Origin of the sequence: Pseudomonas sp. SWRI99, from assembly GCF_014270125.1 — a bacterium.
Taxonomy (GTDB): domain Bacteria; phylum Pseudomonadota; class Gammaproteobacteria; order Pseudomonadales; family Pseudomonadaceae; genus Aquipseudomonas; species Aquipseudomonas hamedanensis.
Genome location: NZ_JABWQR010000004.1, coordinates 214410 through 237564, shown reverse-complemented (window position 1 = coordinate 237564; position 23155 = coordinate 214410). Strand labels below are relative to the sequence as shown.

The window sequence follows — 23155 nt, the reverse complement described above, 5'->3', positions numbered from 1 at the left end:
ATACCTCACACAATGCCAGTGGCGTAGAAGGTGCCGATCACAACGAAAACCGCGAGGGTCTTGATCAGCGTAATACAGAAAATGTCTTTATAGGCTTCGCGGTGTGTCAGGCCGGTCACCGCCAGCAGGGTAATCACCGCGCCGTTGTGCGGCAGGGTGTCCATGCCGCCACTGGCCATCGCGGCCACGCGGTGCAGCACTTCCAGCGGAATATTGGCTGCGTGAGCCGCGCTGATGAACTGCTCGGACATCGCTGCCAGCGCAATGCTCATGCCGCCCGACGCCGAGCCGGTGATGCCGGCCAGCAGCGTGACAGTAATCGCCTCGTTGACCAGCGGATCGGGAATTTGCTTGAGCCAGTCGGCCAACACCAGAAAGCCTGGCAGCGAGGCGATCACCGCGCCGAAACCGTATTCGGACGCGGTGTTCATCGCCGCCAGCAATGCGCCGCTGACCGCACTTTTGCTGCCCTCGGCGAGTTTGGCGCGAATCGCCTTGAAGCCGAACGCAAGCACCATGAGGATGCCGACCAGCAATGCGGCCTGCACGGCCCAGATGGCGGTGAGCTTGGCGATTTCCGTGGTCACCGGTGCGCTCATGCCCGGCAGCGCGAGGCTGTGGGTCTTGCCGTACCACTGCGGAATCCACTGGGTGAACAGCAGATTCATGATGCCCACCGCCAGCAACGGCGAGAGGGCGATCCACGGATTTGGCAGTTGCAGGTCTTCAGCGGTTTCCGGTTCGTTGCGCAGCTCGGTGCCGTAACCTTCGCCCGCACGTTGTGCCTTGTTGCGCTGACGTTGCAGAAACAGCATGCCGGCGCAGAACACGAAAATCGTGCCGATCACGCCCAGCCACGGTGCCGCCCAGGCGGTAGTGTTGAAGAACGTGCTGGGGATGATGTTCTGGATCTGCGGCGTACCGGGCAGGGCGTCCATGGTGAAGGAAAATGCGCCGAGGGCGATGGTCGCCGGGATCAGGCGCTTGGGAATATTACTCTGGCGAAACATCTCGGCGGCAAACGGGTACACCGCAAACACCACCACAAACAGCGAGACGCCACCGTAGGTGAGCACGGCGCAGACCAGCACAATCACCAGCATCGCTTGCCGGGTGCCGAGCACGCGAATGGCGGCGGCGACGATCGAGCGCGAGAAGCCAGACAGTTCGATCAGCTTGCCGAATACCGCACCGAGCAGGAACACCGGAAAGTACAGCTTGATGAAGCCGACCATTTTTTCCATGAACACCCCGGTGAAGGCGGGCGCCACGGCGGACGGGTCGGTGAGCAGGACCGCGCCGAGGGCGGCGATCGGGGCGAAGAGGATAACGCTGTAGCCACGGTAGGCGGCCAGCATCAGCAGCGCCAGGGCTGCCAAGGCAATGATCACACTCATGGTGTGTCTCTCCAGAATTGTTATTTTTGTGGGTGGAACGGGTGTGGAGAGGCTTTAGCGAGAACTGTGCCATATCGCTAAGCTATTGAATATAAAGGTGTTTGTTGTTTTTCGAAGCTGGATTTTTGCTTTTTGTCTCTTCCTTGAGACTTGTGCTGTCTGGAACGGCGCCTTCGCGAGCAAGCCCGCTCCCACATTTGGAGCCCGGTTTTCCTGTGGGAGCGGGCTTGCTCGCGAAGCTTTTGCTCTTGTCTTTAAAGTGAGATGCAATATCTCGATATGGAGACTAAGCCAGCCCCAGCGCCACCATTTTTTTGTACAGCGTCGAGCGTCCAAGTCCCAGCCGAACCGCAGCCTCCGGGACTTTCCCCGCGCATTGCGCCACGGTCGACTCAATCAATTGCCGCTCGAATCGTGCTCGCGCCTGAGCGAATGTTTCCCCGGTCAGCGTTGGCACCGGCGGCGCAGCGCTGCGCTCGACCGGCGTTAAAGTGCCAATGGCCGCGCGTAGATCACTTTCCGTCAGGATCAGGTCGTCGCTGAGCAGTGCCGCCCGTTCCAGCACATTGCGCAATTCGCGGATGTTCCCCGGCCAGGCATGCTCCCCGAGCAACGCCAGCGCGTCACGGTGCAATTCATGCTGGCTGCGCAGTTCTTCAAGGATCGCTTCGCTGAGCGCCGGCAAATCATCCAGGCGCTCGCGCAGCGGTGGTACGTGAATCGGCAGGACATTAAGGCGATAGTACAAATCGGCGCGAAATTCGCCGCGCTTGATCGCCGCCTGCAGGTCCGTCGAAGTAGCCGCGATCACCCGAACGTCGCTCTGGATCACCTCATTGGAACCGACCGGTTCGAACTCTTTCTCCTGCAATACGCGTAGCAATTTGCTTTGCAGCGGCAGCGGCATGTCGCCGATCTCGTCGAGAAACAACGTCCCGCCCTGAGCGATCTGCAGTTTGCCGGTGCGGCCCTTGCGGTCGGCGCCAGTGAAAGCACCGGGTGCCGTGCCGAAAAATTCGGCTTCCAGCAACGCCTCGGGAATGGCCGCACTGTTGATGCTGACGAAGGCTTTGTGGGCGCGGGGCGAAGCGCTGTGGATCGCCTGCGCGAGCAGTTCCTTGCCGGTTCCGGTTTCCCCCAGCAACAGCACCGGCGAGTCGGCACTGGCACTGCGCCGCGCCCGGCGTTTGACTTCGAGGCTGGCCGCGCTGGTGCCGATGAAATGGGCGAAGTTGTATTTGGTCTGGCGGGCACGCAGCAGGGAGCGGGTCGAGGCGAGTTCTTCCTGCATGCTCAGGTAGCGCTTGAGCATTGGCGACAGCGTGCGCAGCTCGTCGAACAGCGCGAAACCGATCGCGCCGATCACCGTGCCGGCGTCGTCGTGAATCGGCAGGCGCATCACTACCAACGGTTCCTTCGGCGTGTCCTGCATGTCCAGCAAAATCGGGCGCCCGGTGCGCACCACTTCACGCAACAGACTGCCAGGGATCACGCTTTCACAGGCTTTGCCGATCGCGCCTGCCGCCGACTCGAGGCCGAACCGCCGGGCGTAGCGCTCGTTCATCCAGACGATATTGGCGTCGCGGTCGACAATCACCGTGCCTTCGCTCGACTGCTCGATGATTTCGAACAGTGAGCGGATCGCCAGGGTGCGCACCCGTTGATAGTCCTTGAGGCTTTCGGTGGTGTTCATGAAGGCTGATCCTGATTGTGTGTTGCCAGTGCCGGCCTTTCGTGAGCAGGCTCGCTGCCCCAATTACCCTGTGGGAGCGAGCCTGCTCGCGAAGGCCGCGACGCGGTTTCAAGCCGAGCGCCAATTATGCCTACCCCGGATGCGCCGCCGCCAACAGCTCTTTGGTATACGGGTGCTGCGGGTTGTCGAACACGTCATGACTGGCACCGCGCTCGACCACCTGGCCGTCCTTGATCACAATCATGTCGTGCGCCAGCGCGCGCACCACTGCCAGATCATGACTGATGAACAAATAGGTCAGGCCATGTTTTTCCTGAAGCTGGCGGAGCAGGGCGACCACTTGCTTCTGCACGGTGCGATCGAGCGCCGAGGTAGGTTCGTCGAGCAGGATCAGCGCCGGTTTCAGCACCAGTGCCCGTGCAATGGCGATACGCTGACGTTGCCCACCCGAGAACTCATGGGGGTAGCGATGGCGACTTTGTGGATCGAGTCCGACCTCCTCGAGCACGCGGATCACTTGCGCGTCGCATTCATCGGCGCTCGATGCGCAGTGCACTTCCAGGCCTTCGCTGATGATTTGCGCCACCGACATGCGCGGGCTGAGGCTGCCGAACGGATCCTGAAACACCACTTGCATCTGCCGACGCCACGGGCGCAGTTGTTTCTGATTGAGACCGTCGAGCGCTTCACCCTGAAAGCGAATGCTGCCCTCGGAGTCGAGCAGGCGCAGGATCGCCTGACCCAGCGTGGACTTGCCAGAGCCGGACTCGCCGACGATGCCCAGCGTCTTGCCGCGCTGGATGCTCAGGCTGATGCCGTCCACGGCGCGCAGGTATTGCTTGCGTTGGAACAGCCCGCCGCCGACGACAAACTCGACCTTGAGGTCGTCGACTTCCAGCACGTTTTCGCGTTCGTCCCGAGGCAATGCCTCGCCCTCGGGTTCGGCGTTGAGCAGCACGCAGCTGTAAGGGTGTTTTGGTTCAGTGAACAGGATTTCGCACGGCGCCTGCTCGACAATCTCGCCGGCTTTCATCACGCAGACCCGCTGGGCAATGCTGCGCACCAGATTAAGGTCGTGACTGATCAACAGCAGCGACATGCCCAGCCGTTTCTGTAGCGATTTGAGCAGCAGCAGGATTTTGCGCTGCACGGTGACATCCAGTGCCGTGGTCGGTTCGTCGGCAATCAGCAGCTCCGGTTCGCAAGCCAGGGCCATCGCGATCATCACCCGTTGGCGTTGGCCGCCGGACAGTTGATGCGGGTAAGCCTTGAGCCGCTCGGCAGGTTTCTGAATGCCGACCAGCCCGAGCAGTTCCAGGATGCGTTGCTGCGCTTGCTTGCCACCGAGGCCACGATGCAGCAGCAGGGTTTCGCCGATCTGCTTTTCAATGGTGTGCAGTGGATTGAGCGAGGTCATCGGCTCCTGAAAAATCATCGCGATGCGATTGCCGCGCAGTTCCCGCAACACTTTGGGGTCGGCCCCAAGCAGCTCCTGATCGCGATAGCGAATGCTGCCAGTGGTGTGCGCCTCGGCTTCGGGAAGCAATTGCAGGATCGAATGCGCGGTTACCGATTTGCCCGAGCCCGACTCGCCAACCAGGGCCAGGCATTCGCCGGGACGAATGTCCAGACACAGGTCACGCACCACTGGCTGGCCATGGAAGGCGACGGTGAGATGACGAATTTCAATCAGGTTATCGGTCATGGCCACGCTTCAGGATCGAGGGTCGAAGGCGTCACGTAACGCTTCGCCGATGAAAACCAACAGGGAAAGAATCAGCGCCAGAGTGAAAAACGCGGTCAGCCCGAGCCATGGCGCTTGCAGATTCTGTTTGCCTTGGGCAATGAGTTCACCCAGCGAGGCGCTGCCGGCAGGCATGCCGAAGCCGAGGAAGTCCAGTGCAGTCAGGGTCGAGATCGCCCCGGTCAGAATGAACGGCAGATAGCTCAGCGTCGCGTTCATGGCATTGGGCAGGATGTGCCGAAAAATGACCTTGCGGTCCGTCAGGCCTAATGCGCGCGCCGCTTTGACATATTCCAGGTTGCGCCCGCGCAGGAATTCGGCGCGCACCACATCCACCAGGGCCAACCATGAAAACAGCGCCATGATCCCGAGCAGCCACCAGAAATTGGGTTCGACAAAACCCGAGAGGATGATCAGCAGATACAGCACCGGCAGTCCCGACCAGACCTCAAGTACACGCTGGCCGAGCAGGTCGACCCAACCGCCGTAATAGCCTTGCAGCGCCCCGGCGGCGATGCCGATCAGCGCACTGACCAACGTCAGCAGCAAGGCAAACAGGATCGAAACCCGTGCGCCGAAGATCACCCGTGCCAACACGTCGCGCGCCTGGTCATCGGTCCCCAGCCAGTTGACCGTTGTCGGAGGACTCGGCGCCGGTTTGTTCAAGTCGTAATTGGGGGTGTCGTCACTGAACGGAATCGGCGGAAACAGCAGCCAGCCACCGTCCTTGCGGATCAGGTTCTGCACGTAGTCGCTGCGGTAATCGGCCTGGAACGGCAGTTGCCCGCCGAATGCCTGCTCGGTGTGGCGTTTGAACACCGGGAAATACCACTGGCCCTGATAACTGACCATCAGCGGTTTGTCGTTGGCGATCAACTCACCGCCCAGCGTCATGACAAACAGTCCGATAAACAGCCACAGCGACCACCATCCGCGGCGGTTTTTCTTGAAACGCTCAAAGCGTCGACGGCCCAGCGGGGAAAGCTTGAACATCAGGCGTTCCTCGCAGCGAAGTCGATACGCGGGTCCACCAGTGTGTAGCAGAGGTCACCGATCAGTTTTATCAAAAGGCCGAACAAGGTGAAGATGAACAGTGAGCCGAACACCACGGGATAATCGCGCGACACCGCCGCTTCGTAGCTCATGCGTCCGAGACCGTCGAGGGAGAAAATCACTTCGATCAGCAATGAGCCGGCAAAGAACACGCTGATAAAAGCCTGGGGCAGGCCTGATATCACCAGCAGCATTGCATTGCGAAACACATGCCCGTACAGAACGCGGCGCTCGCTCAGGCCTTTGGCTCTTGCGGTCACCACATACTGGCGAGTGATTTCATTCAGAAACGAGTTCTTCGTCAGGATCGTCAGCGTGGCAAATCCGCCGATCACCAACGCCGTCACTGGCAACACCAGATGCCAGAAGTAGTCGGCGATCTTGCCCAGCGTCGACAGCGACTCGAAGTTGTCCGAGACCAGGCCGCGCACCGGAAACCAGTTCAGCGAGGTGCCACCGGCGAACACCACGATCAGGAACATCGCAAACAGGAAAGCCGGCATCGCATAACCGATGATGATCGCCGTGCTGCTCCAGATATCGAAATGACTGCCATGGTGCACGGCCTTGCGGATGCCCAGCGGAATCGACACCAGATAGGTGATCAAGGTCGCCCAAAGGCCGAGGGAAATCGTCACCGGCATCTTTTCCAGGATCAGATCGGTCACCGTGGCGCCACGAAAGAAGCTTTTGCCGAAGTCCAGTTGCGCATAGTTTTTCAGCATCAGCCACAGGCGTTCGTGGGCCGGTTTATCGAAGCCGTACTGTTTTTCAATGTCCTTGATCAGTTGCGGGTCCAGGCCTCGACTGGCGCGGGACGTGCCGCTGAGGGTTTCGCTCGCGCCACCGCCGACACTGGCCCCGGCCCCGCCGATGCCTTGCAGGTGGGCGATGGCCTGCTCGACCGGGCCGCCGGGCGCGGCTTGAATAATCACAAAATTGACCAGCAGGATGATCACCAGTGTCGGGATGATCAGCAGAAGACGCCGCAGAATGTAGGCCCACATCAGCGCGGCCCTCCGGGTCTGCCGCGAGCGATTTTCTCGGCGGTCATCTGCTGGTTGGTCAGCGCTGTGGTGCTGATTTCCCACCAGCTCTCGATGGCTTCGTCATTGCTGGCCTGAACCGACGGGATGCCGAAGCGGTTCCACCAGACCGTCGAGGAACCGGGCGGGTAGTAGTTGGGAATCCAGTAGTAATTCCACTGCAGGACCCGGTCCAGCGCGTGGGCATAGTGGAGCATGTCGGATTGCGTCGATGCGCGTATCAGGCCGTTGATCAGGGTATCGACGGCGGGGTTTTTCAACACCATGTAGTTGTTGGCCCCCGGATCGTTCGCCGACACCGAGCCGAAGTAATTGAGCAACTCGCCGCCCGGTGACGTCGACACGGGATAGCCCGTGACGATCATGTCGTAATCGCGGCTCATCAGTCGGTTGACGTATTGCGAGGAGTCGATCCGGCGGATGTTGAGGTCAATCCCGATCTGTTTCAGCGTGCGCTTGTAGGGCAGCAACAGGCGGTCCATGCCGTTCTGGCTGACCAGAAAAGTGAAGCTCAGCGGCTCGCCGTCGGCATTGACCAGTTGATCGCCGTCGGGCTTCCAGCCGGCCTGCTCAAGCAGTTCGAGGGCTTGCAGTTGTTTGTCACGGATGATGCCGCTGCCATCGGTCTTCGCGGCTTCGAAGACCTTGCTGAAGACTTCGTCAGGCACCTGGCCGCGCAGCGGTTCGAGGATTTTCAGTTCCGCTGCGTCGGGCAGTTCCCGGGCGGCGAGGGCGGTGTTGGAAAAATAGCTCTGCTGGCGAATGTACAGATTGCGCATCATCTGCCGGTTGCTCCATTCGAAATCCCACAGCATTGCCAGCGCCTGACGCACGCGGCGATCCTGGAACATCGGTTTTTGCAGATTGAACACAAAACCCTGCGCCGACTGTGGTGCCTCGGTGGCCAGATGCGCCTTTTGCAAGCGACCGTCACTCAGGGCCGGGCTGTCATAGCCGATCGAGTAACCGGTGGCGGAGAATTCGCGGTTGTAGTCGTACGCGCCGCCACGCAAAACCTGACGGGCGACGTCGGTATCGCCGAAGTACTCGATGCTGAAGTGGTCGAAGTTGTACAAACCGCGACTGACCGGCAGGTCTTTGCCCCACCAGTCGGGGTTGCGCTCGAAGGTGATACTGCGCCCGGAATCGACTTTGCCCACCCGATATGGCCCGCTGCCCAACGGGGGTTCATAACCTCCGCCGCCGGCGAAGTCGCGATGCTTCCACCAATGCTCTGGGAGTACCGGCAGGGTTGCGATATCGAGCGGCAGGGTGCGGTTTTCGTTGCTTTTGAAGTCGAAGCGCACAATCAGCGGCGCCTCGATTTCGACGCCTTTGACGTCGGCAAACTGGGTGCGATAACGCAGGCTGCCCTGGGTCATCAGCAGGTCATAGGTATAGCGCACGTCCTCGGCGGTGATCGGCTTGCCGTCGGCAAAACGCGCCTTGGGGTTGATGAAGAAGCGCAGCGACAGGCCATCGTCTGAACGCTCCATCTTCTGCGCCACCAGACCGTAGACGGTGTACGGCTCGTCCAGCGAGCGCTGGGCGAGTGGCGAATACAGCAGACCGTCGATCTGGGTAACGCCGATGCCTTTGTCTATATAGGGCAGCAGATGGTCGAAGTGGCCGATCTCCAGTGCCGAGCGGCGCATCGTGCCGCCTTTCGGCGCTTGCGGATGGGTGTAGTCGAAGTGGCTGAACCCGGCAGGATATTTGGCGGGTTCGCCGTATACGGTCAACGCGTGTTGTGGGGCAGCGTTCACGCTGGCGACACTCGAAAAGAGTGCGAGGGCGGTGAGCATCAATGTCGGGAAAACCAGTCGCATCGTCAGCCTTGGAACCGGGAAATCGATAAGCGCAAGTTGTACGCGAGAGGCGCGCCAGTCGCCAGTCGCATGTGTAACTGAAACACAACGGCCCACCAAAGGGCGGGCCGTTGCGCGCAATCAGTTCAACATCAGTCCTGACGGCTGGTCACTTCCAGCAGGTGATAACCGAACTGGGTTTTCACCGGGCCTTGTACGACATTGATCGGTGCGCTGAACACCACGGTGTCGAACTCCTTGACCATCTGGCCAGGACCGAACGAACCCAGGTCGCCGCCCTGACGGCTGGACGGGCAGCTGGAGTTGGTTTTGGCGACTTCGGCGAAGTCGGCACCGCCTTCAATCTGGGCCTTGAGTTCGTTGCACTTGTCTTCGCTGGAAACCAGGATGTGGCGGGCAGTGGCTTTAGCCATGGGAAAACTCTCCAATCATTTATCAGTAAAGTGCGGAGCCTACCGCAATCAGGGGACGAATTCTCTGCAAAGTTCCGTCCGCGTCTCGCTTACAGGCCGGCAGTCCGCAAGCGCTCGGCATGTTCGACGTACAGCTCGATCGGGTCGGGCGAAGAGCGAGTGGCGGTGACGGGACGACGCAGACTGGCCAAGTGGTCCAGTGAATAGTCGGAACGAATCACCTGTCCGAGATGAGAGCTGAAGCGGCCGACGAAGCCGTCATTCTGTTGCGGCTCGGTGGTGAAGTAGTGCGCCAGCAACCGGCACATGCCTTGGACCGGATCCAGTGTCGGCATCTGCTGGCTGGGTAGCACGCCGCTCCAGGAGTAATAGTGCACACCGTTGACCTTGGCCGGGCCATGTCCTCCCCACGTGTCGGGCAGTCCTTGCGGGTATTTGTCATTAAACGCGCCGACACCTTCCGTGGTCAGCGCATTGAGTGCCGCCACCGCGTTCTGCGGCAACGCCGTGGTCCCACTGAGCAGCGACAGGAAGTCGGCAAACTGTGTTGCCACATTCTGGGCCACCGCTTCCGGCAATTTGCCGGGAATCAGCGCCTTGCGCAGAAAGTCTGCAAGCTCCGAGCCGTGGTTCGGGCCGCTCACCGACGTCACTGATGCGACGCTGTCTGGCGTAACCGCCGCAGCGTAGCGAGCCGCCAATGCGCCCTGACTGTGCCCAATGAGATTGACTTTTTCTGCACCTGTGCCTCGCAGCACACAGGCGATCTGAGTCAGCAGCTGTTCGCCTCGCGTTTCGTTGTTGTGGGTGGCGGACAGGTGCGGAACAAACACTCGGTTGCCGACTGCTTTCAAGGCGTCCTTGACGTCATGAAACAGCTCGAATTGGCCTATCCGTTCGAACCCGAACAGACCGTGTACCAGCAGGATGGGGTAACGCGTCGGAGCATTCCGTTGCATGTTCTTACCTTTTTCGAAATGGTTCATCGGGGAAATCTGCTGGCCACTCTAAAACACTCATTGGATTGAAGAAGTACGAAGAGGCTTCATGTTTATGTTGAAACTGGACTAGGGCACGTAGGACGTTTCGGATCTCCATGAAATCCAAGTCGGAATATCTGGACGTCTTAAACCTCAATGACGCCCATTTGGGCTTGCTTGCCTACCCGGCGCGTAGCCTTTGCGCTGTAGTCGCGACGTATCGGGCTGACATTAAAAACTACGGGCAAAGCGCTCAATGCATAGTGTCGATATCGCCCATGAGGGCGCTACGTTATCCAGGGAATGGAGCCGAGAATGACTCATCACGAAGTTGGCTTTTGCTATTACACATGCCACTCGAATAATGTCCGCCCGGCGTCGGAGGCGTTGCCGGCGCCGATGATCGCCGGACTGCAAGGCGATGTGCTGGACCCCGCCCTGGCCAGGGTCGTCGTCCGTGTCGCCGCCTATGCCGGCATGGCTTGTGGCGATCAGGTGCGGCTTTATTGGGAGGGCCTGGACATCGAAGGCTTTGCCTACCAGCACGAGAGGGTCCGGTTTGTCAGCGAAGCCTTGGTGGGCCAGGACCTCGTGTTCGTTATCAAGGGCATGCACGTGTCCGCATTGGACGGCGGATCGCTGCAGGTTTTCTGGACACTGCTGAGCGCCGACCTGCCAGCACCGCTTGAATCCGGGCGCCTGCAATTGTCTGTCGGCGACGTCCGGACGCGGCTGTTGGCACCGCATATTGAAACCATGGTGGGCGGAACGCTGGACCCCTCACGCGTCGAGGAGGGCGTGCTGGTCACGTTGCAACCTTATGCGCGAATGTCGGCGGGCGACCGGGTGCTAATGGCGTGGCGTGGAACCCAGTCATCAGAAACGTTCAACGATGCGCTGACCGTGCAGCCATTTGCTGTCGGCGACATGTTGTCGTTCTGGATTCCAGCTCGGTACATCGAGGCGCACCGTGGCGATCGCGTCAGCGTGGACTATCGTGTCGAGTCAGTGTGCGGCGCGGTTCGGCTGTCAGACCCTGCCAGTGTCTTCATCGGTCCGCTTTTGCGCGGCGAGCTGGACGCTCCAGATGTGCTTGAAGCCCTCGACGATATGCTCTCCGTAGCGCATTCGACGGATGGCATTACTGTCGAAATCGGCAATGCACAAGCGCAGGAAGATGAGCTCGTCTATCTCAAGTGCGACGGCGATCTATTCAATCATCGCGATGATCGGGAAATTACCCGGGAAACGGCCGGTCAGCCGCTGATATTCATTGTGCCCCACCGGTTCTGGCGCGAGCACCAGGGGACCACCGTGCGGATTGCCTACACAGTCGAGCGTCTGGATGATGTCAGTCAGAACTCGGCGGTGAGACACCTGAGGGTAGAGGCGTAGCCTGGGCGCAACACCCGCCGGTTTCATTTGAAAGCGGCGGGCGATATGGCTGCTGCGTCAGCGGTGCGAAGCGAGGCGCCGGGCGGCATCAAGCAACAAGCGCTCGGTTGCCTCGAAACCAAGGCAGCCATCGGTAATCGAAACCCCGTAGCGCAGCGATGCGCTCAGTGGCTGACAACCTTCGAACAGATGAGATTCGAGCATCATGCCGATAAGCGAGTGATCGCCGCGCAGGCGCTGTTCAAGCACATCGTTGAATACCGCCGGTTGACGTAACGGGTCCTTGCCGCTGTTGGCATGGCTGCAATCGACCATGATTCGGCTGGGGATCTTCACGCGTTTCAGCTCGGCGTTGATGCTGGCGACGCTCGTTTCATCGTAGTTGGGGCCGTGATGGCCTCCGCGCAAGACCAGATGCGTGTCGGGGTTGCCGGGGGTTTGAATAATCGCCGGGTGGCCTTGGCTGTCGACGCCGAAGTGCCGATGCGCATGGGAGGCAGAACGCATTGCATCGACGGCTACCGCTGCGCCGCCATCGGTACCGTTTTTGAAACCCACCGGCAGGTTCAGGCCGCTGGCCATTTCTCGGTGTATCTGCGATTCGGTCGTGCGCGCGCCAATCGCAACCCAGCTCAGCAGGTCGTCGAAGTAGTGGGCGGCCATTGGTTGCAGCAATTCCGTGGCGATCGGCAAGCCGAGACGGATCATTTCCAGCATCAGTTCGCGCGACAGGTTCAAGCCAGCGGCCATGTCGTCACTGCCGTCCAGATGCGGATCGTAGGCCAGGCCCTTCCAGCCGACGGTCGTGCGTGGCTTTTCAATGTAGGCGCGCATCACCAGGAGCATTTCGCCGCTGACGTCATTGGCGAGGCCGGCGAGCTGGCTGGCGTATTCAAGCGCGGACTGAGGATCGTGGATGGAGCAGGGGCCTACGACAACCAACAGGCGCTGATCTTCGCCGTTGAGGATCGCGCGAACGGCCTGGCGATGAGCAGTGACTTGCTGGCTCAAGGCGTTGCTCAACGGCAATTGCTGCTTGAGTTGCAGCGAGCTTGGCAGACGCACGGTCAGTGCTTCGTTGGCGCAATTGAGGGAGGACAGCGGCAAAGCGGAAACGGACGAGTTCATATTCGGTCTTCCTGGGCCAGTGGCGGGGGCTTCCCGCGCACTCGACCCTACTGGGGTGTTCGACAATTGGCCGTACTGGCCACGACTGTGTGTTTGCCACCTGTGGGTGACCGATCGGAGGCGGCAGGCTGTCCCGAGCGGAGGCTGGTAAATCGCCAGGCGCTAAAGCTGTCGTAACGGTAATAAGTGGCGTAGTTCATGGTTTGATCCTCAAGGTGTCTGGTGTGCTGCTGAAAAACGGGCTCTGAAAAAAACAAAACCCCCGGTCGGGAGGCCGACCGGGGGTTGAGAAAATCTCTGGTTGGCGACCCGTTGTCTTGGGCGCCGTGTGGGTATCAGGCGCGCCAGTGGCTAAACCAATACCCAAAATAAAAGCTCACGTGAGCGCAGGCGTCATTCGCCCGGACAGCCGCAACCGAGCGCGGTGCGCTGGCGATCGATAGCTGTGAAGGGGCGTTGAACATGGTCTGTCTCCAGTGAATGCGCCGAGCTTACTAGAGGCCTGTACGCATCAGCAATCAGAAAATGCTATCGCCCGCCGTGTAAAACGCCTATCACTTGAGCGCAGCAAAGGTTGTGACACACTCCGCGTTTATCCAGGTGGGAGGGGTGAATGAGCTTCCAGATACGTCGCGCCACTGAAGATGACCTTGGTTTTGCGCGCGACCTGACGTGCGCAAACATGCTGCGCTATTACATTGACTACGATTTGTTGTGGCAGGACGCGGCGTTCGATGCCGGGTGGAGCGGTCGCGAAAACTGGCTCATCCTCCTGGCGGGTATGCCGATCGGTTTTTTCAGCCTCAGCCAGGATGCGCGGGCGCTGTACATTCGCGAGTTGCAGATTGCCGAGGATAATCAGGGGCACGGTGCGGGTTCCTGGGCGATTGATCAGATTATCGATATGGCACGTCAGGCAAGACACCCGGCCGTGCGTCTCACCGTGTTCGAGACTAATCCGGCGCAACGGTTGTATTGGCGCAAGGGGCTGCGAGTGCAGGGCAGGGACGAGTGTTTCCTGAGGATGCAGCTGGATTTAAGTACACCTGTGCGCTGAAACCCGCGCCGGGCAAGCTCCGGATGATGAATTGAAACTTTTTAAATGCAGCTTGCTGCTAGGTCTGTCAGGCACTTTTTGCTAAGGTGTCCGGCAACCCAATAAGACCATATCGCGAGGTGTCTGCTTGATTAGGGTGCTAGTGGTCGATGACCATGATCTCGTTCGTACAGGCATTACACGAATGCTGGCCGATATCGATGGCCTGCAGGTGGTGGGTCAGGCTGAATCAGGTGAAGAGTCCCTGATCAAGGCGCGAGAATTAAAGCCTGACGTGGTGCTGATGGACGTCAAGATGCCCGGCATCGGCGGACTGGAAGCCACGCGTAAGCTATTGCGCAGCCATCCGGATATCAAAGTGGTTGCCGTGACGGTGTGCGAAGAAGACCCGTTTCCCACGCGATTGCTCCAGGCCGGGGCCGCTGGCTATCTGACCAAAGGGGCAGGTTTGCCGGAAATGGTGCAGGCTATTCGCCTGGTCTTCGCGGGCCAGCGCTACATCAGCCCGCAGATCGCCCAGCAGTTGGCGATCAAATCCTTTCAGCCGACCAATGATTCACCGTTCGACGCCTTGTCCGAGCGTGAGATTCAGATAGCGCTGATGATCGTCGGTTGCCAAAAGGTGCAGATCATCTCCGACAAGTTGTGTCTGTCGCCAAAAACCGTGAACACCTACCGTTATCGTATTTTCGAGAAGCTCTCGATCAGCAGCGACGTCGAGTTGACACTCCTCGCGGTTCGTCACGGCATGGTGGATGCCAGCGCCTGACCATGACTGAAGTATTCGATTCCGGCGCTTTTCTATCGACCGTCAGCGGACGCCCTGGCGTTTACCGCATGTTCGACAGCGAGGCGCGCCTGCTGTACGTGGGCAAGGCGAAAAACCTCAAGAAGCGGCTGGCCAGTTATTTCCGCAAGACCGGGCTGGCGCCGAAAACTGCCGCGCTGGTCGGCCGTATCGCCCAGGTCGAAACGACCATCACCGCCAACGAGACTGAAGCGCTGCTGCTTGAGCAGACGCTGATCAAGGAATGGCGACCGCCGTACAACATTCTGTTGCGCGACGATAAGTCCTACCCCTACGTGTTTCTGTCCGACGGCCAGTTTCCGCGGCTGAGCATTCATCGCGGGGCCAAAAAAGCCAAGGGCAAGTACTTCGGGCCTTATCCCAGCGCCGGCGCCATTCGCGAAAGTCTCAGCCTCTTGCAAAAAACCTTTTTCGTGCGCCAATGCGAAGATAGCTATTACAAAAACCGTACTCGCCCGTGCCTGCAGTTTCAGATCAAGCGCTGCAAGGCGCCTTGTGTGGGGCTGGTCGAACCTGAAGTTTATGCCGAAGACGTACGCCACTCGGTGATGTTCCTTGAAGGACGCAGCCATGCGCTGACCAATGAGCTGTCTACCGCGATGGAGGAGGCTGCGGTCAATCTCGAATTTGAGCGGGCAGCCGAACTGCGCGACCAGATCGCGTTGCTGCGGCGTGTACAGGATCAACAAAGCATGGAGGGCGGCACGGGCGAGATCGATGTCATCGCAGCGTTTGTCAATCCGGGCGGCGCCTGTGTGCATTTGATCAGCGTGCGCGGTGGCCGGGTGCTGGGCAGCAAGAACTTCTTCCCGCAGGTCGGGATTGAAGAAGACGTCTCTGAAGTGATGGCAGCCTTCCTCGGCCAGTACTACATCAGCAGTCCCGAGCGCGATTTGCCGAGCGAATTGATTGTCAATGTGGTGCACGAAGACTTCCCGACGCTGATCGAAGCGATCCATGAGTTGCGGGGGCGCGAGCTGGCCATCAGTCACCGGGTGCGTGGCACGCGGGCGCGCTGGCAGCAATTGGCCGTGACCAACGCTGAACAGGCGCTGGGCGCGCGTCTGGCGAACCGACAGCACACCGCCGCACGTTTCGAAGCGCTGGCCGAGGTGCTCAATCTGGACGAGCCGCCGCAACGCCTGGAATGCTATGACATCAGTCACTCCAGCGGCGAGGCCACCGTCGCGTCCTGCGTGGTGTTCGGCCCTGAAGGCGCGATCAAGTCGGATTACCGCCGCTATAACATCGAAGGTGTAACGGCGGGTGACGATTATGCGGCCATGCACCAGGCGCTGACTCGACGTTTCAGCAAGCTCAAGGATGGAGAGGGCAAGTTGCCGGACATCCTGCTGGTCGACGGCGGCAAGGGCCAGTTGTCGATGGCCCGTGACGTGCTAAACGAACTGGCCGTGCCGGATCTGATCCTGTTGGGCGTGGCCAAGGGCGCAACGCGCAAGGCCGGCTTCGAAACGTTGTATCTGAATGATGCAGCGCACGAGTTCACCCTGCGCGGCGATTCGCCGGCCCTGCATCTGATCCAGCAGATCCGTGACGAGGCCCACCGCTTCGCTATTACCGGGCACCGCGCCCGCCGCGGCAAGACCCGCCGCACGTCAACGCTGGAAGGGGTGGCGGGGGTCGGTCCAACCCGCCGCCGTGACCTGCTGAAACATTTTGGTGGATTACAGGAGCTGTCTCGTGCAAGCATCGAAGAGATCGCCAAAGCCCCGGGGATCAGTAAAAAGCTCGCAGAGTCGATTTATGCGAACCTGCATAGCGAGTAGAATGCCCCCTCACCTCGTAGCCAGTTGTGCCGATGAATATCCCTAATCTGATTACCGTTCTACGCGTCCTGCTTATCCCGATCTTCATTTTGCTGTTTTACCTGCCGTACCAATGGAGTTACATGGCCTCCGCTTCGGTGTTTGCCTTTGCGGCGGCAACCGACTGGCTGGACGGTTATCTGGCCCGTCGTCTTGAGCAAAGCACACCGTTTGGTGCGTTTCTCGATCCGGTCGCCGACAAATTGATGGTCGCCGTTGCACTGGTGTTACTGGTGCAGGAGCACGGTAATCTGTGGCTCACATTGCCAGCGGCAGTCATCATCGGTCGCGAGATTGTGGTGTCGGCACTGCGTGAATGGATGGCCGAACTCGGCGCCCGTGCACATGTGGCCGTTTCGAACCTGGGCAAGTGGAAAACCGCCGCGCAGATGCTCGCGCTGGTGATCCTGCTGGCCAATCCGAAGGATTTCAGCTTCTGGGTTATTCTGGGTTACGCACTGTTGATGGTGTCCGCCGGCCTGACCTTGTGGTCGATGGTGCAATACCTTCGCGCGGCCTGGCCGCATCTGAAGACTGATGTTGAAAAGAAATAAAACTTTTTCGAATCAAGGGGTTGACGGGGCTTCTTAATTCTATAGAATGCGCCACACCAAGCGGGAATAGCTCAGTTGGTAGAGCACGACCTTGCCAAGGTCGGGGTCGCGAGTTCGAGTCTCGTTTCCCGCTCCAATTTGTACGTGTCTGTTGTTGTGCTACTGACAGCAGATGCTTTGAGGCCGAGTAGCAAAATGGTTATGCAGTGGATTGCAAATCCACCTACGCCGGTTCGATTCCGACCTCGGCCTCCACTTTAAACAAGCTCCGTAGATCCATGATTTACGGAGCTTTTTTATTTGCGGTGCGTTGCAAGACCTTGTCTTGAAATACAGCCATTGCGAACTTGCTTCACCGGGGAGTGATGTATATATTTCCCGCACTGCTGTCCGGCAGGATCCTGTCAGGATCGCTACCGACCGTGAAGCAAAGCAGTACCGCGCTACCGCCCGAATGGCGAAACTGGTAGACGCATGGGACTTAAAATCCCCCGCTCGTAAGGGCGTGCCGGTTCGATTCCGGCTTCGGGCACCATCTTTGAAACAAGGGTTTGCAGGCGAAAGCCAATGCAAACCCTTTTTTCGTTTCTGGGCCGAGCGTTGATCGCTTTACGGCCCCCAGTCACCTCCCCAGTGCTCTGGATCCAATTAGCTCACTTTATCGTCTGTCGACAAGCGGTAGGCTTAGTCTATTGCTTAAGATGATGGCGCAATGACATATTGCAGCTCCTTTCCCCACTTTACGATGTACCAGACATGCGCCCCCTCAAGTCAGTTGTTGCAGCGTCGTTGCTGCTCAGCGGGTGCAATGGAATGCCAGTCGCTTTCGTTCAGGATCCTGTTTTAGACCAAGCCTTTGTCGTTCACTCCGGCGCGCCTTTGCCTTACGTGCTGATGGGTTCGGCTGTGCAATGGAATGAAGATTTCGCCGTCACGGTGAAGCACATTCCTTATTTATCGGGCGCGGTGTTCAAGGGGCAGGCGGACGTGCAGTTCTTCCGCCACAAGGCCAGCAGTGTGCCGGCATGGCGCGGTTACAAGCCTGGCGAAGAGCTGACCTCGGTGGGGTTCAATTCGTTGTACCTGTCGGTCAAGGGCAGCGGCCAGGCGTTGCCGGCCATGGTTCGCCTCGACGTCAAAGAGGGCAACGTGCTTTACGGCACCCACAATGGCGCGTTGGCGAAAGGCATGTCTGGCGGCCCGGTGTTTTCCGCTGATGGCAAAGTCGTAGGCATCAACGTCGCGTTTCTGACCCGTGACGATGTCAGCCGGCTTAAACGCCAGGATTTGCTGGATCAGCCGCGCGTGAGCATTTTTCTGCCCTACGCGGAGATCAATCGCGAATGGTCGCGCTACTTGGCCAGCATCACCCCGACGGTGCCGCCGGCCACCAAGTTCGCCAGCCGCTGATCAGCGTTCGCGCAACGCTTCGCGCGCGCGGTTGAGCGGTTTGATCAGGTAGTCGAGTACGGTTTTTTCGCCGGTGCGAATGTCAACCGTAGCGATCATCCCGGGCACGATGGCGAAGCGTTTGCCGGCCTTGTTGCGTAGTTCGTCCGAGGCGGTGCGGATGAACACGCGGTAGTAGAAGATTTCCGGTTTGGCTTCGTCCTGGAGGGTGTCCGGCGAGATCGTCACCACTTCGCCGTCGAGGCTGCCGTAGATCGAATAGTCATAGGCGGTGATTTTGACTTTCGCCGTCTGTCCGGGATGGATAAAGGCGATGTCACGCGGCGAGATGCGCGTCTCGATCAGCAGTTGTTCATCGAGCGGCACGATCTGCATGACTTGACCGTTAGGCGCGATCACGCCGCCAATCGTGCTGACCTCGATGTCCTTGACGATGCCACGCACCGGCGAGCGCAGGGTCAGGCGCGACAGTGAATCGGTGCGACCACGAATCACCGCTTCAAGCATCTGCGCTTCGGCGTTGGCTTTGGCCAGATCTTCACGGGCGCGGACCATGTAATCGGAGCGCGCTTCGGTGGCCTTCAGTTCCAGCTCTGAACGCTGGCGGGTCAGGCGCAACACTTCGACCCGACTCGAGGCGCCGATCTTCGCCAGATTCTCTGTAATTGCCAGTTCGCTGCGCACCAATTTCAATGAGCTTTGAATACCGTCGAGGGTTTCCGCCAGGCCTTTGCGACGGGTCTGGTAGAGCTCGGTTTCGGCGCGGATCAGCTCGGGGAACGCTTGCAACGATGGATCGAACGCCAGCGGCTTTTCACTGACCTCGGCTTGCAAGCGATTAACGCTCGCCAGTGCCGCGCGGTACTTGGCCGCGCTTTCGCCGACGTTGGACTGGTTCTGCACCGGGTCGAGCTGGGCGAGGATCTGGCCGCGCTCGACCAACGCGCCTTCGCTGACGTTGAGCTGCTCAAGAATGCCGCCCTCCATCGACTGAATCACCTGTTCGCGTGAGCTCGGCACCACTTTGCCGGTGCCGGTCGAGACCTCGACGATCTCAAACCACGCCGCCCAGGCAATGAAACAGGCGAGCATCAGCGCGCACCCCCAAATCACCTTTGCGCCACCGGCAATCGCACGCTCATCGCGGCCGTCAAGGTAGGACATCGGGTCCGGTACGTCGGTCATGGTCGATTTCATACCGCTACTCCCTTGCCCGGTGCACGCAACCGCGCGAGTGCTGCGTCGCGATGGTCGTCAATGACGATGCGCCCGTTGTCGAGGACGATGATTCGTTCGACCAGTTGCAGCACACTGACCCGGTGCGTGGCGACCACCAGGGTCCGGCCCTGAGTCCAGGTCGCGAGTTTTTCCAGCAGCAGACGCTCGGTCACGTCGTCGAGCGCGGCCGTCGGTTCGTCCAGCAACAACACTTGTGGCTGACGGATCAACAACCGCGACAGCAACAGGCTCTGACGTTGACCGCCAGACAGACCGAGGCCACCCTCAAGCACCAGATGGTCCATGCCTTTGGGCAACTGGCGAACGAAGTCGAGGGCGCCGGTCACGCTCAGCGCGGCGATGATCTCCTGATCGCTGGCCTGACCGGCGCCAAGGGTGATGTTGTCGCGCAGGGTGCCGTGAAACAGTCGCGCCTGTTGCGACAGCAGGCCGACATCGCGGCGCAGGTCGGCGGGATCGAGATGCGCGAGGGCGATGCCGTCCAGCGTGGTTTCGCCGCTGCTCAGATCCATCGCGCCGCCCAGCGCCTGCAATAACGTCGACTTGCCGGCGCCGTTGCGGCCGAGCAGGGCGATGCGCTCGCCGGGCCGAATGCTCAGGTCGATGGCATTCAGCGCTGGCGTCGATTCCTCGCTGTAGCGAAAACTGGCCTGACGCAGGCGGTAGTCACCGCGAATCGCCGGCAGGTGTACGCGCTGACTGCCTTCGGGATGATCCACCGGCATCTGCATGATCCGGTTCAAGCCCTCCAGCGCGACCTTGGCTTGCTGCCAGCGGGTGAGGACGTGGGTCAGTTGCGCCATCGGCCCCATCATCCGCGACGACAGAATCGACGCCGCGACCAGGCTGCCGGTGGTCAGGTCGCCGGCAATCACCATCGGCGCGCCGAACACGATCACCACCGCGAACACCCCGCCTTGCACGTTCTGCGTCCAGGCCACCAGGCTGTTGGTCAAGGTACGCAAACGCAGGCTGCTGTCCGCCGAGGCGGCGTTGTATTGGTTCCACTGTTGCTGGAAACGCTGCTCGGCTTGCAGCGCCTTGATGTCGTCGAGGCCCTGGATGCTTTCCACAAGCATGGCGTTGCGCAGGGCGGCTTCGCGCATCGAGGCATTGGCCAGTCGGGCCAGGCGCGGTTGCGCGACGATGCCCGGCAGCAACATGAACACCAGCGCCACCAGCGGAATCAGCACCAGCGGCCCGCCGATCAAATAAAACACCAGCAGGAACAACAGAAAGAACGGCATGTCGGCCAGCGCCGTTGCGGTGCTGGAGGTGATCAGGTCGCGGATCTGCTCCAGTTCGCGCAGTTGCGAAATGAACGAGCCGGTGGATTTTGGCCGGGCGGAGTTGCGCAGGCGCAAGGCGTGGCCGAACACCAGATCGGAGACGCGCAGGTCGGCGCGCTTGCCCAGCACATCGGTGATGCGCAGACGCAGAATGCGCATGACGAAATCGAACAGCAGGGCGAGCATCACCCCGCCGAATAACACGTACAAAGTTGGCAGCGATTCGGCCGGAATCACCCGGTCGTACACCTGCATCGAAAACAGTACCCCGGCCATGCCCAGCAGGTTCGCCACCAGCGAGGCGATCATCACTTGGCTGTAGGGCCGCAAGTCGCTGAGGACGATACGGCGGAACCAGTGTTCGTCGTAGGGTTTGATGTAGTCATTGGTGCGCACGTCGGCAACAGGTTGCGTCGGTCGCAAAATCACCGTGCGCAATGCCTGCTCAGCGAGCGCTGCCGTGTCCATGCGGCTCTGCAAGCCCTGATCGCCACTGAAGCAAATCCCCAACTCGCCGGTTTCGCCGATGCTTTCGAGCACACCGACCTGACCGTCGCGCAGTTGCACCACCAGTGGCGTGCGCCAGCGGCTCAGACTCTTGTTATCGAACACGGCGAACTTGACGCTCAACCCGGCTTGCCGCGCCATGTGCCGGACCACTTCTTCCACGCGGCCTTCGCTGTGCACTGAAGCCAGACGCACGCTTTCCGGGGAGACGTCGAGGCGATAGTGCCGAGCAACTTTGAGCACCGCTTCCAGCCACGGCGAATAATCTTCTCGTGCCTCGGCAGCAACGGGTTCAGGAACAGTGATGCTGGCATCGGTCATGGCAGTATCTCGACATTCTGGATGGCGCTGTGGTCGATGCCGAAGACCCGGCGAATCGCACCGCTGTTATAGAAGCAGTCGATCTGCAGGCGTTGCAGATCGGCCTGGGTGTTGACCAGATCGAAGCGCGACTGGTGGATTTCCTGCTCGGCGTTCAGCAAATCCAGCAGCGGGCGCGTGCCCAGTTCCAGGTATTGGCGGCCATACAACATGCGCGCCTCGGTGATGCTGGTCTGACGAAATTCCAGCGAGCGCAGCCGGCGGTTCAGTCCCGACGTCTGCGCCTGGGCTTCAGCCAGACCCTGACGCGCTTGCAGCCGGGCGAAATCTTCGGCCGAATCGGCGGCGGTCAGCGCATGGCCGGCGGCGCGGCTGCGGGCGCTGATGGCGCCGCCCTGATAAATCGGCACTTCGAGGTTGAGAAAGATTCCGACCTGGGTGCGATCGGCTCGCGAGTTCTGGTCGTCGTAATTGTCATCCAGGTATTGATTGACCGAGGGTTGCAACGACAGGGTCGGGTAGGCTTCGGCTTTGGCCTGCGCCAGTTCGGCCTGGGCCTGGGTGCGTTGTGCGGCGGCTTGCAGGACGGCGGGCAGGGCATCGGAAATTTGCGAAGCATCGCAGGCCTGACTCAGCGTCGACGCGGCGGCGTCACTCAATGCCGGCGGCGTGCGCCGTCCGAGCAGGCTGGTCAGGGTTGCTTGCCAGCGCGCGTATTGCGCTTTGAACTCCTGCAACGTGGCCGTCGCGCCTTCAGCCCGGGACTGCGCCTGGACCACATCGGAACGGGTGCTGGCGCCCATGTCGTTACGCTGTCTGGCGAGGTCGACAATGTCGCCGATGCCCTGAATCTGCTCGCGGGCAACGTCGAGCAGACGCTGATAACGCTGCACTTCGATGTAGGCCTTGGCGGTGTCGCGGGCAATGTCGTCGATCGCCAGCAGAATCCCGGCCTGACTGCGCGCCACCCGGGCGCGGGCAGCGTCGACCGAGCTGGACACCTTGCCGAAGTCATACAGCATCTGCTTGAGGGAAATATTCACCGACTGGCTGCCGGCATCGCTGCCGTAACCGCTGGTGTAACCACCTTTGATGCCGCCCGTGACCTGTGGGTAATAACCGGATTCGGCGACATTCACGCCTTCGCCTTGCTGGAACAGGGTGCCGATGGCCTCGCCGATACGTGGGTGCCAGTCCACGGCCAGCCTGACCGCTTGTTCCAGTCCCAGCGCCTGCTCATCGGCGGACGCCCTGGAAGCAGGGGCAGGGCGCTGACGACTGTCGTTGCCTGCTGGTTGTTGCAGTTGCGACGGGCTGATGCTGCGCAAGCTGCTGTCGAGGTTGTCGTCGGCGCGAACGCCGACGGTGAAAGCGGGGTAGAGGCCGATGGTCAACACGACCACCGGCCATTGCTTACGAAAAACTGACTCCACAGACTTCCCTTACTGTTGAGAGACGGACATTGC

At 60.2% G+C, this 23155-nt stretch carries 18 protein-coding genes and 3 tRNA genes; 9 read left to right on the top strand and 12 right to left on the bottom strand.

The genetic code is table 11. The annotated features are described in order from the left end of the window. Window positions 1–5: 5 nt before the first annotated feature. The 8 genes from HU743_RS05215 to HU743_RS05180 form a co-directional block, all read right to left on the bottom strand. A complete protein-coding gene (locus HU743_RS05215) occupies window positions 6–1397 on the bottom strand; it encodes a GntP family permease (protein WP_186623275.1) in 1392 nt (463 codons plus the stop codon). A gap of 286 nt (window positions 1398–1683) precedes the next feature. Beyond that, window positions 1684–3090: a sigma 54-interacting transcriptional regulator gene (locus tag HU743_RS05210; RefSeq protein WP_186647367.1), complete on the bottom strand. Its 1407-nt coding sequence runs from the start codon at window positions 3088–3090 to the stop codon at window positions 1684–1686. 130 nt (window positions 3091–3220) lie between these two features. Beyond that, the gene (locus HU743_RS05205; protein ID WP_186647365.1) at window positions 3221–4795 is read right to left on the bottom strand and encodes an ABC transporter ATP-binding protein; all 1575 of its coding nucleotides are present in this window, start codon (window positions 4793–4795) and stop codon (window positions 3221–3223) included. Between the two features lie 9 nt (window positions 4796–4804). Beyond that, a complete protein-coding gene (locus tag HU743_RS05200; RefSeq protein ID WP_186647363.1) occupies window positions 4805–5827 on the bottom strand; it encodes an ABC transporter permease in 1023 nt (340 codons plus the stop codon). After that, window positions 5827–6894 carry a microcin C ABC transporter permease YejB gene (locus HU743_RS05195; protein WP_186619076.1) on the bottom strand — a complete coding sequence of 356 codons (1068 nt, stop codon included), beginning with the start codon at window positions 6892–6894 and terminating at the stop codon, window positions 5827–5829. Before HU743_RS05195 ends, HU743_RS05200 begins: the two co-directional genes overlap by 1 nt. Next, window positions 6894–8762, bottom strand: coding sequence for an extracellular solute-binding protein (locus tag HU743_RS05190; RefSeq protein WP_186647361.1), 1869 nt, complete (start codon window positions 8760–8762; stop codon window positions 6894–6896). The genes HU743_RS05195 and HU743_RS05190 overlap by 1 nt, the downstream gene beginning before the upstream one ends. 131 nt (window positions 8763–8893) lie before the next feature. Further along, complete coding sequence (locus HU743_RS05185) at window positions 8894–9175, bottom strand: peptidylprolyl isomerase (protein ID WP_186546400.1); 282 nt, start codon at window positions 9173–9175, stop codon at window positions 8894–8896. 89 nt (window positions 9176–9264) lie between these two features. Then, window positions 9265–10134 carry a triacylglycerol lipase gene (locus tag HU743_RS05180; RefSeq protein WP_186647359.1) on the bottom strand — a complete coding sequence of 290 codons (870 nt, stop codon included), beginning with the start codon at window positions 10132–10134 and terminating at the stop codon, window positions 9265–9267. A gap of 336 nt (window positions 10135–10470) precedes the next feature. On the opposite strand from HU743_RS05180, the gene HU743_RS05175 reads away from it, so the two are divergent. After that, on the top strand, window positions 10471–11550 hold the full coding sequence (locus HU743_RS05175; protein WP_186647357.1) for a hypothetical protein: 1080 nt from the start codon (window positions 10471–10473) through the stop codon (window positions 11548–11550). Between the two features lie 57 nt (window positions 11551–11607). Here the strand turns inward: HU743_RS05175 and HU743_RS05170 are convergent, their stop codons facing one another. Further along, on the bottom strand, window positions 11608–12678 hold the full coding sequence (locus tag HU743_RS05170; RefSeq protein ID WP_186647355.1) for a 3-deoxy-7-phosphoheptulonate synthase: 1071 nt from the start codon (window positions 12676–12678) through the stop codon (window positions 11608–11610). Window positions 12679–13291: 613 nt separating this feature from the next. On the opposite strand from HU743_RS05170, the gene HU743_RS05165 reads away from it, so the two are divergent. The 8 genes from HU743_RS05165 to HU743_RS05130 all read left to right on the top strand — a co-directional run bounded on the left by HU743_RS05165 (window position 13292) and on the right by HU743_RS05130 (window position 18333). Then, window positions 13292–13735 (top strand): GNAT family N-acetyltransferase, encoded by a 444-nt coding sequence (locus tag HU743_RS05165; RefSeq protein WP_186647353.1) that lies wholly within the window; start codon window positions 13292–13294, stop codon window positions 13733–13735. A 127-nt stretch (window positions 13736–13862) separates the two neighbouring features. Next, window positions 13863–14504 (top strand): UvrY/SirA/GacA family response regulator transcription factor, encoded by a 642-nt coding sequence (uvrY, locus tag HU743_RS05160; RefSeq protein WP_024012761.1) that lies wholly within the window; start codon window positions 13863–13865, stop codon window positions 14502–14504. A gap of 2 nt (window positions 14505–14506) precedes the next feature. Further along, window positions 14507–16330, top strand: a complete 1824-nt coding sequence (uvrC, locus tag HU743_RS05155) for an excinuclease ABC subunit UvrC (protein ID WP_186647351.1) — start codon at window positions 14507–14509, stop codon at window positions 16328–16330. 32 nt (window positions 16331–16362) lie between these two features. Further along, the gene (pgsA, locus tag HU743_RS05150) at window positions 16363–16923 is read left to right on the top strand and encodes a CDP-diacylglycerol--glycerol-3-phosphate 3-phosphatidyltransferase (protein ID WP_007950102.1); all 561 of its coding nucleotides are present in this window, start codon (window positions 16363–16365) and stop codon (window positions 16921–16923) included. 60 nt (window positions 16924–16983) lie between these two features. Then, window positions 16984–17059, top strand: a tRNA-Gly gene (locus tag HU743_RS05145). Between the two features lie 45 nt (window positions 17060–17104). Continuing rightward, a tRNA-Cys gene (locus HU743_RS05140) sits at window positions 17105–17178 on the top strand. Window positions 17179–17371: 193 nt separating this feature from the next. Beyond that, window positions 17372–17458 (top strand) — tRNA-Leu (locus HU743_RS05135). Between the two features lie 278 nt (window positions 17459–17736). Continuing rightward, window positions 17737–18333, top strand: coding sequence for a trypsin-like peptidase domain-containing protein (locus tag HU743_RS05130; RefSeq protein WP_186647349.1), 597 nt, complete (start codon window positions 17737–17739; stop codon window positions 18331–18333). Here HU743_RS05130 and HU743_RS05125 read toward each other — a convergent pair whose 3' ends face one another. From HU743_RS05125 to HU743_RS05115, 3 genes are read right to left on the bottom strand one after another with little or no spacing between them, the layout of a single operon-like run. Then, on the bottom strand, window positions 18334–19518 hold the full coding sequence (locus HU743_RS05125) for an HlyD family type I secretion periplasmic adaptor subunit (RefSeq protein ID WP_186647427.1): 1185 nt from the start codon (window positions 19516–19518) through the stop codon (window positions 18334–18336). Window positions 19519–19526: 8 nt separating this feature from the next. Then, window positions 19527–21689, bottom strand: coding sequence for a type I secretion system permease/ATPase (locus HU743_RS05120; RefSeq protein WP_186647347.1), 2163 nt, complete (start codon window positions 21687–21689; stop codon window positions 19527–19529). Beyond that, on the bottom strand, window positions 21686–23122 hold the full coding sequence (locus tag HU743_RS05115) for a TolC family outer membrane protein (RefSeq protein ID WP_186647345.1): 1437 nt from the start codon (window positions 23120–23122) through the stop codon (window positions 21686–21688). The genes HU743_RS05120 and HU743_RS05115 overlap by 4 nt, the downstream gene beginning before the upstream one ends. Window positions 23123–23155: the final 33 nt, after the last annotated feature.

What these genes read in the sequence shown, in the direction of transcription:
- HU743_RS05165 (WP_186647353.1), top strand. Translation starts at nt 13,292, where the DNA reads ATGAGCTTCCAGATACGTCGCGCCACTGAAGATGACCTTGGTTTTGCG.
- HU743_RS05210 (WP_186647367.1), bottom strand. Translation starts at nt 3,090, where the DNA reads ATGAACACCACCGAAAGCCTCAAGGACTATCAACGGGTGCGCACCCTG.
- pgsA (WP_007950102.1), top strand. Translation starts at nt 16,363, where the DNA reads ATGAATATCCCTAATCTGATTACCGTTCTACGCGTCCTGCTTATCCCG.
- HU743_RS05120 (WP_186647347.1), bottom strand. Translation starts at nt 21,689, where the DNA reads ATGACCGATGCCAGCATCACTGTTCCTGAACCCGTTGCTGCCGAGGCA.
- HU743_RS05195 (WP_186619076.1), bottom strand. Translation starts at nt 6,894, where the DNA reads ATGTGGGCCTACATTCTGCGGCGTCTTCTGCTGATCATCCCGACACTG.
- HU743_RS05175 (WP_186647357.1), top strand. Translation starts at nt 10,471, where the DNA reads ATGACTCATCACGAAGTTGGCTTTTGCTATTACACATGCCACTCGAAT.
- HU743_RS05205 (WP_186647365.1), bottom strand. Translation starts at nt 4,795, where the DNA reads ATGACCGATAACCTGATTGAAATTCGTCATCTCACCGTCGCCTTCCAT.
- HU743_RS05130 (WP_186647349.1), top strand. Translation starts at nt 17,737, where the DNA reads ATGCCAGTCGCTTTCGTTCAGGATCCTGTTTTAGACCAAGCCTTTGTC.
- HU743_RS05125 (WP_186647427.1), bottom strand. Translation starts at nt 19,518, where the DNA reads ATGACCGACGTACCGGACCCGATGTCCTACCTTGACGGCCGCGATGAG.
- HU743_RS05180 (WP_186647359.1), bottom strand. Translation starts at nt 10,134, where the DNA reads ATGCAACGGAATGCTCCGACGCGTTACCCCATCCTGCTGGTACACGGT.
- HU743_RS05215 (WP_186623275.1), bottom strand. Translation starts at nt 1,397, where the DNA reads ATGAGTGTGATCATTGCCTTGGCAGCCCTGGCGCTGCTGATGCTGGCC.
- HU743_RS05170 (WP_186647355.1), bottom strand. Translation starts at nt 12,678, where the DNA reads ATGAACTCGTCCGTTTCCGCTTTGCCGCTGTCCTCCCTCAATTGCGCC.
- HU743_RS05185 (WP_186546400.1), bottom strand. Translation starts at nt 9,175, where the DNA reads ATGGCTAAAGCCACTGCCCGCCACATCCTGGTTTCCAGCGAAGACAAG.
- HU743_RS05190 (WP_186647361.1), bottom strand. Translation starts at nt 8,762, where the DNA reads ATGCGACTGGTTTTCCCGACATTGATGCTCACCGCCCTCGCACTCTTT.
- HU743_RS05200 (WP_186647363.1), bottom strand. Translation starts at nt 5,827, where the DNA reads ATGTTCAAGCTTTCCCCGCTGGGCCGTCGACGCTTTGAGCGTTTCAAG.
- uvrC (WP_186647351.1), top strand. Translation starts at nt 14,507, where the DNA reads ATGACTGAAGTATTCGATTCCGGCGCTTTTCTATCGACCGTCAGCGGA.